The organism is Seonamhaeicola sp. (assembly GCF_028281565.1).
Taxonomy (GTDB): Bacteria; Bacteroidota; Bacteroidia; order Flavobacteriales; family Flavobacteriaceae; genus Seonamhaeicola.
This window is the reverse complement of the sequence record NZ_JANQJQ010000048.1, coordinates 187529-199955: the sequence shown is the minus strand read 5'-3', so window position 1 is coordinate 199955 and position 12427 is coordinate 187529. Positions and strand designations below refer to the sequence as shown.

At 36.2% G+C, this 12427-nt stretch carries 8 protein-coding genes; 7 read left to right on the top strand and 1 reads right to left on the bottom strand.

Annotated elements, in window-relative coordinates; genetic code table 11:
- Nucleotides 1–7 precede the first annotated feature (7 nt).
- The 6 genes from Q0983_RS21175 (at nt 8) to Q0983_RS21150 (ending at nt 10384) form a co-directional block, all read left to right on the top strand.
- Nucleotides 8–1561, top strand: coding sequence for a RagB/SusD family nutrient uptake outer membrane protein (locus tag Q0983_RS21175; protein ID WP_299557391.1), 1554 nt, complete (start codon nt 8–10; stop codon nt 1559–1561).
- Nucleotides 1562–1580: 19 nt separating this feature from the next.
- Nucleotides 1581–2756: a SusE domain-containing protein gene (locus tag Q0983_RS21170; RefSeq protein ID WP_299557388.1), complete on the top strand. Its 1176-nt coding sequence runs from the start codon at nt 1581–1583 to the stop codon at nt 2754–2756.
- A 138-nt stretch (nt 2757–2894) separates the two neighbouring features.
- A complete protein-coding gene (locus Q0983_RS21165) occupies nt 2895–3632 on the top strand; it encodes a GDSL-type esterase/lipase family protein (RefSeq protein ID WP_299557385.1) in 738 nt (245 codons plus the stop codon).
- 13 nt (nt 3633–3645) lie between these two features.
- Nucleotides 3646–4764, top strand: coding sequence for a glycosyl hydrolase 53 family protein (locus Q0983_RS21160; protein WP_299557382.1), 1119 nt, complete (start codon nt 3646–3648; stop codon nt 4762–4764).
- A gap of 28 nt (nt 4765–4792) precedes the next feature.
- Nucleotides 4793–7348, top strand: coding sequence for a hypothetical protein (locus tag Q0983_RS21155; protein WP_299557379.1), 2556 nt, complete (start codon nt 4793–4795; stop codon nt 7346–7348).
- On the top strand, nt 7349–10384 hold the full coding sequence (locus tag Q0983_RS21150) for a polysaccharide deacetylase family protein (RefSeq protein ID WP_299557376.1): 3036 nt from the start codon (nt 7349–7351) through the stop codon (nt 10382–10384).
- 143 nt (nt 10385–10527) lie between these two features.
- Here the strand turns inward: Q0983_RS21150 and Q0983_RS21145 are convergent, their stop codons facing one another.
- On the bottom strand, nt 10528–11115 hold the full coding sequence (locus tag Q0983_RS21145) for an RNA polymerase sigma-70 factor (RefSeq protein WP_299557373.1): 588 nt from the start codon (nt 11113–11115) through the stop codon (nt 10528–10530).
- A 131-nt stretch (nt 11116–11246) separates the two neighbouring features.
- Between Q0983_RS21145 and Q0983_RS21140 the strand changes: the two genes are divergently transcribed.
- Nucleotides 11247–12395: a FecR family protein gene (locus tag Q0983_RS21140; protein ID WP_299557370.1), complete on the top strand. Its 1149-nt coding sequence runs from the start codon at nt 11247–11249 to the stop codon at nt 12393–12395.
- Nucleotides 12396–12427 lie beyond the last annotated feature (32 nt).

The following is a 12427-nucleotide window of genomic DNA, read 5'->3' as shown; positions in this document are numbered from 1 at the left end:
ATTGAAAATGAAAAATTTAATCAAAATCACTTCTGGCAGTTTATTTGCTTTCGTTATACTTGCTGTATGCTTCTTTTCGTGTACAGATGACCTGGAAAAGACACCTACGAATATTATCACAAACGAAATACAATATTCGGATCTGGAAGGTTATAAGCAAAGTTTAGCCTCTGTATACTCCAATTTAATATATGGAACCTTTTTAAGGTATAACTGGGAAATGCAGGAATATACCACGGATATGGCGGTAAGTACTTGGGGAGACGACAATAATTTACTGTACCATGATCTAGCATGGAGCGCCGATACTCCAGCCTTATCTTTCTTATACAACGATGTATTAAAAATTGTTACAGAGAGTAATAACTTTATTATTGAGTCTTCTGCAGATAATTTAAATGCAAGAGGCTTTTCAAGTTCTGAGATAGAAGAAATTGAAGTGTTTCAGGCAGAAATTAAGTTTCTAAGAGCATTCTGTTTCTGGGTTTTAATGGATCACTATGGCAATCCACCATTTCCAACTGTTGAAGACTTAGGAAATTCCAGCCCGAAGCAAATCAAACGTGCGGATCTTTTCGATTGGATAGAATCTGAATTAACTCAAATTGAAAGCAAATTACTCGATCCCGGAACTAATGAGCGAGGAAGACCGGATAAAGCTGCAGCATGGGCTCTGTTATCAAGAATGTATTTGAATGCTGAGGTTTATACCGGAGAACCTCATTATACCGAAGCCATCACCTATTCGAGTAAAGTAATTGCATCCGGGTTCTCATTAATTTCAGATTATTCCTGGCTGATGCTTGGGGACAATAGCCAAAATGGCCAGGAATTCATTTGGACCATTAATTATGACAGTAGTTTTCAAACCTGGTATGGAACAAACTTCTTAGCCTTAGGTGCTGCGGGAGTGCCGCAGTCTATAAACGGTATGTCCGGTTCTTGGAGCGCGTTTAGGTTTACCCAACAAATTCCGGCCCTGTTTCCTACTTATGATACTACCATTGATAAAAGGGCTCAGTTTTACACGGACGGTCAGCAACTGGAGGTTGAAAATATAAAGAAAAGCACAGATGGGTTTTCAGCCTTCAAGTACAGAAATGTAGATCGTGAAGGTAACCCAATGCCGCAAAACAATACCTTCGGAAATTTGTCGGATATAGATTTTCCGGTATTTAGATTGGCCGAAATATACTTAATCTATGCTGAAGCCGTATTAAGAGGTGGACAGGGAGGTGACCAATCCCAGGCACTTAATTATATAAACAGAATTAGAGGTCGTGCCTATGATAGTGATCCGTCAAGTGCCCTTGGTAATATTAACTCTTCAGAACTGACATTAGATTTTATTCTTGATGAAAGAGCACGTGAGTTGTACTGGGAAATGCACCGTAGAACTGATTTAATCAGGTTTGACAGATTAACAACCGGCACGTATTTATGGGCCTGGAAAGGCGGGGTAATTGGAGGAACAGCCGTGGACCCAAAATTTAATTTATTCCCTATTCCAACTCCGGACCTGTTGGCTAACCCAAACCTAACCCAAAACCCAGGTTATTAATTTAATTAAAAAACAAATCATGAAAAATATATTTAACTTTTTAGTAGCTGTAACAATGATGGTTACATTAAACTCATGTGATACTGAGTTTGACCCAATTCAAATTGTTGATCCAACTAATGATAGCGTTACTTTTCTTAATACTTCATTTGCCGCACAGTATTTATTATCTGAAGACACAGAAGAAAATATAGCAGAGCGTTTCATTTGGTCAAAAGCCGATTTTGGGGTGCCAACTAATGTCATGTACGAGTTACACGCTTCAACAGATCCGCTTTTGGAATCCTATGAGCTGTTAGGTACTACCGCTGGTAATAACATAGCGGTTACAGTTCGGCAACTTTTAAATTTCGCTTTTGTTCTCGGTTTAGATTCAGATCCCGAAACCACTGACAGCAATGGAGATCCAAATAATACGGGTTCAGTATATTTTAGAGTTCGCGCAGCAATTGGAGAAGGTACGCCAAACTTAGTTGAAATGTTTTCTGATATTCAAAAAATTGATATGCTTTGGATTGAAGAGACTAGTGAATTTGTTCCCGGAGAACCTTTTTACATAGTGGGTGATGGGACTACAGCGAATGGCTGGACATTTGACGACAATGTAACCTTAGATGAAATAGAAAGTAAAATAAGAACTGCCAGGGTGGCACTGGGCTATGGGCAATGGGGTTCGGCATTTTCATTTTATCCGGAGAAAGATGATTGGTCAGTATCTTATGGATATACCCATTATGCTGACAATGGTTACAACATTGATCCTCTGTTAGAAGACAACGGAGATGGTCATTTTAAATTTGTGGGAACTGAAGGCGTATATCAGTTAACCGTTAATGAGAAGGACAGAACCATCGTTGTAGAACCGTCTATTTCCTATTACATTGTTGGTGACGGGACCACTGTTAACGGGTGGACATTTGATGATAATGTCAGAATGCCAGAAACATCAGCTTATATTCGTCAAGCTATAGTTGCTCTTGGTTATGGGCAATGGGGGTCAGCATTTTCATTTTACATTGCAAAGGATGTCTGGGATCCTGCTTATGGATATACTTTCTTTTCAGATTTAGGTTATACAATAGATCCTTTATTGGAAGACAATGGGGATGGTCACTTCAAATTTGTTGGTAACGAAGGCGATTTTGAGATAACGATAAATGAGTTGGATAAAACAATTGTTCTGGTAGCACAATAATAGTATTTAATAGTAGTCTTAATATTTTAGTTGAGTTTTAAAGAATCCATTCAATACCATTATTGATGTTGGATGGATGTCTTTATTTAAACCGGCTTCAAATAATCAAAGACTCAATAATCATCAAAATATATTAGAATGTTTAAAACTATATTTTTAATTAATAAGTCTGTTGTGCTCCTGGTTTGCCTGTATTTTATTTTTGGATGTGGCACATCACCGGAATCAATTAAAAAAGAACAACAAGACCTAAATAGTTTATATCCTTCGGATACTGTATTGATAGCTACACATTCTGAATGGGCCAGAGGGCATTACCCTATAAGAATAAAGGAATTTAAGGAAAACCCTTTAGAAAATAATGATGTTGTTTTTTTAGGAAATAGTATTACCGAGCAGGGAGGAAACTGGGGTATCCGTTTCAATAATTCAAAAGTGAAAAATAGAGGTATAGCAGGAGACACTACAGATGGGGTATTAGCCAGATTAGATGAACTTATTTACTTTAAGCCATCACAACTCTTTATACTTATAGGTATTAATGATTTGTTTAGAGAGGATATGTCATCACAAAAAGTTTATGATAACATTATTAGCATAGTGAGGAGAATTTATGAAGAAAGTCCTGAAACTGAAATTTATGTTCAAACTATTTTACCTACCACAACGGAAAAGCTTAAAAGCAAAATACGATTAACCAATACAATGCTTAAAGATTCTGAGGCAACAGAGTCTTACAAATTAATAGACCTACATAATTATTTTGCTTTGGATGATGATTCCATGGATATGGAATTATCTACTGATGGCGTACATTTAAATGAAAATGGGTACAGGCTTTGGATAAATCAGGTAAAAGATTTTTTACTCAATTAAAAACCTTGTATTAATGAAAAAGATAAGTTTTTGGATAATATTCCTGATGCTTTTAATAATGGCATGCGCTGGTCAGGAAATGTCAGATGAAACTAATGAACCTTCCACAACCGGTCTTGATTTTTATAAAGGAGCAGACCTGTCATATGTTAATGAAATGGAAGATTGCGGTGCGGTTTATAGGAATGAGCTTAATGAGGTTCAAGATCCTTTTGAAATTTTTGCGGATGCAGGAACAAATCTGGTAAGGGTGCGCTTATGGCATAACCCTTCCTGGACCTCATATTCCAATTATGATGATGTGAAAAAAACCATAGCCAGAGCTAAAGGTTATGGCATGCAGGTACTTTTAGATTTTCATTATTCAGATACCTGGGCCGACCCCGGAAGGCAAGAAATACCGGCAGCATGGATCAGTTATCTGGATGATACTGTTGCTCTGGGAAATGCAATGTATCAGTACACATTTGAAGTGTTAAATAATCTATCTGAAGAAGGCTTGTTACCGGAAATGGTTCAGATAGGAAATGAAATTAACGCCATGATATTGCAACAAGGAGATGTGAAATGGCCAATTGATTGGGGTCGAAACAGCTACTTAATAAATCAAGGCATTCGTGCCGTCAGAGCTATTGAAATAGCGAAAAACAAAAATGTAGATGTACTGCTGCATATTGCTCAACCTGAAAATGCCCTTTGGTGGTTTAAAGATGCTGTTGCCAGTGGCGTTATGGATTTTGAATGGATAGGACTCTCATATTATCCACAATGGTCCGACTACGATCTGGACAATATTTCCATGCCTTTACAAACTTTAATACAAACCTATAAGAAAAGACTAATGGTGGTTGAAACAGCCTATCCATTTACACTGGAGGCAAAAGATTCAGCACATAATATAATGGGAGATAGTTCATTAATAGAAGGATACCCTGCCACCCAGTCCGGGCAATTAAACTATTTAAAAAAATTAAAAGAAGCCATTGAAACAGCAGGTGGAGAAGGTTTGATCTACTGGGAACCTGCCTGGGTGTCTACAAACTGTGCTACCCAATGGGGTGAGGGCTCACATTGGGAAAATGCCACGTTATTTGATTTTGATAATAAGGCCAATTTAGGAATGCAGTTTTAGCATTAGTGTAATCTGAAAAACTTTGAGAATGAAGATAAATGAACTCATAGTAATCATATTTTTTTTAGGAACATTCCCCGGTATCAGTCAGTCATCTACATATGTTGATGATGAAGGCGTATTTAGATGGGTAAAAGACCATAGTGAAATACGATTGTTCGGTGCAAATTATACCTTGCCTTTTGCACATGGTTTCAGGGCCATAAATTACATAGGTGAAGACCATAAGAAGGCTATTGATGATGACGTGTATCATATGGCACGGTTAGGACTAGATGCTTTCAGAATTCATGTTTGGGATGCTGAAATTAGCGATGTTCAAGGGAATTTAATACCATCAGCACAATTAGACCTGTTAGATTATACATTATTTAAAATGAAAGAACGGGGGTTTAAAACTATTGTTACACCCTTTAAAGTTGGGGATAATGGCTATCCGGAAAAACCGTTTCCTGCACCTGGCTTTAGCGCTGCCCTAAGCAAACCTGAAACATACAGTGACGAAACGATTTTACTTAAGCAAGAACGTTATTTTACACAATTTTTAAATCATATCAATCCCTATACGGGGATAGCTTATAAAAATGATCCCGATATCATTGCATTGGAAATAAATAATGAACCCCAACACGATCATGGAGAAATAGCTACAAAGTACATTAATAGAATGGTGGAGGTGATTCGAAGAACCGGATTTGAAAATCCCATTTTTTATAATGTATCAGAGCGTTCTGAGTTCATTGATGCCTATTGTAAAGCAAATATACAAGGTTGTACCTTTCAATGGTACCCAACGGGATTAGTATATAATAAAGAACTCAAAGGAAATTATTTACCCAATGTAGATGTTTATAATATTCCATTTAAGGATAATAAAGATTTTAAAAATAAGGCACGCGCTATTTATGAGTTCGACCCTGCTGATGTGGCAACGTCTTATTTATATCCAGCCATGGCCAGAAGCTTTCGTGAAGCTAAATTCCAGTTCGCAGCACAATTTGCCTATGAACCTTTGGCCTTATCTTACGCAAATACGGAGTATCAAACCCATTACCTGAATTTGGTTTATACGCCTTCAAAGGCAATTTCCCTAATGATTGCCTCCCAGATATTTCATGAGATGTCCGGCGGTCAATCGTTTGGGCGTTATCCTCAAAATAAAAAGTTTGGAAATACACGATTGGATACGGATAGAGATATTTCAGAATATAACAGTCACGATAAATTTTATTATACCAATTCAACAGAAAGTGAGCCTGTTGCGGTAAGTGAAATCAAACACATTGCCGGAGTTGGAACATCTTCCGTAGTTAAATATTCCGGAACCGGAGCATATTTTCTAGATAAAATAGATAGCGGGATATGGCGCCTGGAAGTATTACCTGATGTATTATGGGTAAACGACCCATTTAAGAAACCAAGTTTAAGCAAGGCTGTAGCAGTTATTAAATGGAATGAGCAATGGATGGACATTAACATCGAAGACCTGGGAGCGGATTTTTCTATTGTACCATTGAATGATGGAAATACGTATGAACCTAATGCCAGCTTGACACAATTCAATGTCGTTCCCGGCACTTATCTCTTAAGAAAAAAAGACGCTGATAAGGAAATTAAATCAAGTCAGGTGCTCCGGGGAATACAACTAAACGAATATGTTGCTCCCAGGGAAAATATTGATAGGGTTTACGTGGTGCATCAACCTGAGAAGAAAGAAGTGGAAAACCGGGATATTCAATTGACGGCTAAAGTGGTTGCTCCAAATAAGATTTCAAAGGTAGAAGTTGTATGGCCTTCAGGGTATCATAAAACTGCAAATTATGAAATGTCTAAAAAAGATGCATTCACATATTCAGTAAGTATTCCAAAAGAACAGATAAAGGGAGGTACGTTTAGTTACTATATTGTGGTTCATACAGATAAAAAGCCAATAACCTTTCCTAACACAATTGAAGGCAGTCCTGAAGATTGGGACTTTATTTCCGAAGACAAATACGAAATCCAGATCGTAAACAACGATCCGGTAGTAGTATTGTTCGATGCTAATGAAAACATTGAAAATACAATTTGGCCCAGGCAATGGAAAGCTGTTAACTATAAAGGAAGAATAACCTCAGGAAAGTTTTTATCTGATAAAAAGCTAAGCCTTTATATTGATGATTTAAATGCCGAAATACCTGATATGACTTTCAAAATATGGATAGGAGATAAAATAAAGAAGTGGCAGGAAATGGTCATGGGCACAAATAAATTGATTGTTACTGGTTCTTCCGGGGACAAAGAAATCCAAAAAGTGCAAATAGCGCTTCAACTAACAAATGGGAATGTATTCGGTAAAATTGTGGAAATGAAAAATACTCCGAAACCAATTGAAGTCAAATTTAATGAACTACAAAAAGTCCCTCAAGTATTATTACCCAGACCATATCCCGTATTTCAGCCTTATTGGTTTGAATCCAATGATGAAGGTCAGTTTGATGCTTCTAAAATTGAGGCCCTGCAAATATCTGTTGGCCCTGGAATACCAACGGAAAACCACTCTGAAAACCAACAGCTGGAATTACAAAAAATATATTTAGAGTAAATGAAGAATTTGAAATATATATGCTTATTAATGGTTTGTATGGTGCTATCATCATGCAATAAAGAAGACAGTACCTATATTGAAAAGCAAAAGTTTAATAAAGATTGGTCTTTTATATTACTACCCAAATCCCAGGAAGACAGCTTGTATTTTCAGAAGGCGATTAATGATAAAAATTGGGAAAAAGTTAGTTTGCCACATACTCTTAGAGTAGAACCAAAAATTGTAAATAATCAATGGCAAGGGATATGCTGGTATCGCAAAAACTTTTCGTTATCTAAAAAGTACGAGAAAAAAAAGCTTTGGTTAAAGTTTGATGGGGCTATGAACATAGCAGAAGTTTGGGTTAATGGAGAAAAATTAATGGAGCATCATGGGGGCTATTTACCATTTGTGGTAGATTTTACCAGGGTGGCAACATTCGATGAGGTAAATACCATTGCAGTAAGATTGAATAACTATGATAATCCTGTTACAGGTCCTAAACCTCTTGAAATATTGGATTTCAATACTTATGGAGGTATTTATAGAAACGTTTGGCTAATAGTTAAAAACCCGTTACACATTACAGATCCAATACTTGAAAACAAAACGGCCGGCGGAGGCATTTTTGTTACCTGTCCGGAAGTGTCAGAAGATCAGGCCAAAGTTAGAGTGCAGACACATATTAAAAATGAAGGAAACAATGAAGCTTCATTCATTGTTCAAAATACCTTGTTGAAAGGTGATAGCACAGTGGTATCGATTCAAAGTGAAGTGCAAGCGTTATCTGTGGATAATAGTAAAGAGGTAGTTACTGAGATTGAAGTTGTCAACCCGGAATTATGGTCCCCGGGCTCACCAAATTTATATCAATTAAAAACAGAACTAATAAGGAAAGGAACAGTAGTTGATCAGGAAATAACGCGCATAGGAATTAAAACTATGAAGTTTGAAGGTCAGGACTTCTATTTAAATGGAGAAAAAACATTTTTGAGGGGGGTAAACCGTCATCAGGAATATCCGTATATAGGTTATGCGCTTTCTGATAATGCCCAATATCGCGACGCCAAAAGAATTAAGGAAGCAGGATTTGACTACGTTCGGTTATCACATTACCCGCACGCCCCTGCTTTTATGGATGCCTGCGATGAACTGGGTATTGTTACTATTGATGCCATTTTGGGCTGGCAATATTTTAGCGAGGATAGAAAGTTTCAGGAGCAAGTGTTTCAAACAGCAAGAGACTTAATTAGGCGGGATAGAAATCATGCCTCGGTATTAGCCTGGGAAGTATCATTAAATGAATCCCGGATGCCCGAAGCCTTTATTGATTCACTAACAACAATTGCCCATCAGGAATATCCGGGAGATCAATGTTTTACTGCAGGGTGGCAATCTTACGGATACGATATCTATTTGCAGGCGCGTCAACACAGGTTAAAACATTATGACAAAGATTTGGCAAAGCCTTATAATGTGTCGGAATATGGAGATTGGGAATACTATGCCATGAATGCCGGATTAAATCAAGATAGTTGGAATGGTTTACTACAAGAAGCCAGGTCTAGTCGCCAGTTAAGGGGCTCTGGCGAAGTTCGTTTGTTACAACAAGCAACAAATATACAGGAAGCTCACAACGATAATTTAAGTACTCCAGCCTTTGCTGATGGGTATTGGGTGATGTATGATTATAACAGGGGTTATGCTAATGACCTGGAAGCTTCTGGCATTATGGACATCTTTAGGATACCTAAACCTGCTTATTACTTTTATAAAAGTCAGCGTGATGCAGATGATTTCTATGGTGAGCCAATGGTTTATATTGCTAATGACTGGAAACAAAATAGCCCTTTAAATATTCGGGTATTCAGTAATTGTGAAGAAGTTGAATTGTTATTAAACGGCATTAGCCTCGGGCAGCAAAAACCAGATCAAAATCGTATTTCCAACAATCTAAAACATCCACCGTTTACATTCCATATAGAAGCTTTTGAAGCTGGCAAGTTAGAAGCAAAAGGGTATATTAATAATCAAGTGGCTGCTACTTATGTAAAACATACGCCTAAAGCGCCTTCTCAGATTCAAATTGAGATGGATGGTTTTAATGACATAGCTTTTAAAGAGGATTCAGATGTATTTTTTGTGCATGCCTATATAACCGATGACAATAAAACTGTCATTCCGGATTATAAGGGTAAAGTGATATTCACTATTGAAGGAGATGCAGAAATTATTGGAGAAAGTTTTATAAACTGTGAAGCCGGCGTGGCTTCAATCCTTTTAAGAACAAAGCGCCCGGTTAAAGATCTTAAAATAAAAGCAAGCTCTAAAAATCTTTCGGTGATTAAAAGCTTTACCCCGGATGAAACGGTTTTACAAAAAGTAAGAGTTGATAGTTTATCATTGCTACCTAAACGTTTTTTGAAGCAAGAAAATCAGAGCTCAGGCTATTGTATTGTTAGAGGAGATAGTTTGCAAAAAAGAGTGGCATTGACTTTTGATGACGGGCCTACAGACTTATCAAGAGAAATTATTAAGCTTTTAAATAAACATAGTGCAAAAGGAACTTTTTTTTGGCTGGGAGAAAACCTTTCCGGAAAAAGGGATATCATAAAATTTACTAAGGAATCGGGGCATTTGATTGGAAATCATAGTTGGGACCATCAAAACGGTTGGGAAACTCCAACGGATAGTTTATGGCATTTACAGGTAGAAAGGACCAATAAGGAATTTCAAGTTAACGGTATTGGAAGCCCCAGGTATTTCAGGCCGCCTTTTGGAGCCATTACACAAGAACAAATAGATTTTTTAGCAAAAAAAGGAATAACTACAGTGTTATGGTCTGTTACTTCAATGGATTGGGATGAAACTCAAAATAGTTCGGAAAACATGCTTCAAAAGTTTAAAGAACAATTGCATAATGGCGCCATTGTGCTTTTTCATGATTATGATTTTGGAAATTCCCAGGAAAAATTAAAAGCTATTGAACAAATAATTACATATGGTAAATCACTGGGATATAGTTTTGTTACAGTTGAAAAACTCATCAATTAAAAATTAAGATACGTTGTTACATTACGGTTTCACTTAAGAAGTAAAATGATAGAAGTTCCAATGGACTATCGGATAGATCCATTTGTACATGAAAATACCATAAATCACAAATGTTGGCTAAAACTTAATTATTACTGCAAGATCTAATTAGCAGAATAACTTTTTCTGTTCATCCCAAACAACAAGAACAAAATACCTTCCATTTTACTCCCAACAGATTCGCGTATACGGTTAAAGGCCTTTGTTATATGAGCTTCAACAGATTTAACTGAAACGTTTAAATACTCCGCAATTTCTTTATTGCTTAAACCGTCCTGCCTGCTCAATAAAAAAGTTTGTTTACATTTTGGCGGCAGGTTTTCAATTTCTCCTTTCACCAATTTAATAAGTCTTTCAAGGGATTTTTCGTCTTCTTGTTCAACAAAAGAATTTAAAGAATCAATGTATTTTTTGTCAAGAGGAACTACATACATTCTATTCCTATTCTGATTTAGAAATTCATTATATACAGAACGATATAAATAACTCTTAACGGCAAAATCATCTTTGAGTTTCAACCTTATTCTCCAAATATTAACAAAAACATTTTGAACAATATCCTTAGCTAAATCTCTATCATTGGTAAGTTCGTAGGCATAAGCACATAACATATTATGATAGGCGTCAAACATTTGTGAATAGGCCTCAGAATCCCCTTTTTTAAGCCCAAATATGAGTTGATTATTGTTCATTTATTAATGATAAAGTAGGGTTGCAATTTAAATAATAGATGAGTGCAATTATTGCGAAATTAAAAAAAATGTTATTAAAAAGTTAGGGTTGCGTAAAATTGTTGTGTTATAGAATTATATAAGGGTGAATAATGATTTCTCAAAAAACACAAAGATTAATAATACAATATCTCACAAAACAAGCAACACTTTCCGAACGAAATGAATTGGAATTATGGCTTGAAGATTCTAAGAATTATGAGATATTCAAAGACTATGTTAAGTCCAATTACTTAATTGATTTAAATATGGATATGTTCGATGCAGACGACTCAAAGAAACAGTTTCTTGAGTTAATTAATAAAGAGAAAAAGGTATTTAGGTTACGTAGGTACACCAGAATGATGAAATATGCTGCAGCTATAATTGTGTTCGTAGGTATGGGTTATTTATATCAGGCAGGATATTTTTCCCCGGCCCCTGAAGTAATTATTCCTGAAGATAGTATTACCCTTCAATTGGAGAATGGAAATATTGAAATTATTAATGAAGATGGGGTTTCTCAAATTTTAGATGCCGAGGGTAATGTGGTTGGTGAGCAAAAAGGCAAACAATTAGTTTATGATAAGAACACAGAAACAGAGGAGCTTGTATATAATACGTTAACGGTGCCTTTTGGCAAGCAATTTCAGGTGCAGCTGTCAGATGGTACAGATGTCCATTTAAACGCAGGAACTTCTTTAAGGTATCCCGTAAAGTTTATTAATGGCCAGCAAAGACAGGTGTTTTTAATTGGGGAAGCTTTTTTTGATGTTACTTCCGATGTAAAACATCCATTTATTGTAAATGCCGATGAACTCAATGTTGAAGTTTTAGGAACTGAATTTAACGTTTCAGCCTATCCGGAAGATGCCATTACGGATGTAGTGCTAGTAGAAGGATCTGTTGGTTTATATACTGATACTAATACTTTAGCGGAAAGTGTGAAAATTGTTCCTGGTATTAAAGGAACGCTTAATAAGAAAACAGAGGACATTGTAACCGAAGAAGTTGATGTTAGTATATATACTTCCTGGATGCAGGGTGCCCTGGTTTTCAGGGATATGACATTCGAGAATATTGTTAAAAAGTTGGAGCGCAGGTATAATATGAAAATTGTCATAACAAATAAAAATTTGAAAAATGAAATTTTTAGTGCCACGTTTAAGGAAGAACCTCCAATTGAAAAAATCTTAGAAGCGTTTGACAAAAGTTTTGGTGTCAAGTACACTATAAAAAATAATGCAATATTTATTAATTAACCATAAAAACGATACTATATGAATTAAACAAC

What these genes read in the sequence shown, in the direction of transcription:
- Q0983_RS21160 (WP_299557382.1), top strand. Translation starts at nt 3,646, where the DNA reads ATGAAAAAGATAAGTTTTTGGATAATATTCCTGATGCTTTTAATAATG.
- Q0983_RS21155 (WP_299557379.1), top strand. Translation starts at nt 4,793, where the DNA reads ATGAAGATAAATGAACTCATAGTAATCATATTTTTTTTAGGAACATTC.
- Q0983_RS21140 (WP_299557370.1), top strand. Translation starts at nt 11,247, where the DNA reads ATGATTTCTCAAAAAACACAAAGATTAATAATACAATATCTCACAAAA.
- Q0983_RS21150 (WP_299557376.1), top strand. Translation starts at nt 7,349, where the DNA reads ATGAAGAATTTGAAATATATATGCTTATTAATGGTTTGTATGGTGCTA.
- Q0983_RS21145 (WP_299557373.1), bottom strand. Translation starts at nt 11,115, where the DNA reads ATGAACAATAATCAACTCATATTTGGGCTTAAAAAAGGGGATTCTGAG.
- Q0983_RS21165 (WP_299557385.1), top strand. Translation starts at nt 2,895, where the DNA reads ATGTTTAAAACTATATTTTTAATTAATAAGTCTGTTGTGCTCCTGGTT.
- Q0983_RS21175 (WP_299557391.1), top strand. Translation starts at nt 8, where the DNA reads ATGAAAAATTTAATCAAAATCACTTCTGGCAGTTTATTTGCTTTCGTT.
- Q0983_RS21170 (WP_299557388.1), top strand. Translation starts at nt 1,581, where the DNA reads ATGAAAAATATATTTAACTTTTTAGTAGCTGTAACAATGATGGTTACA.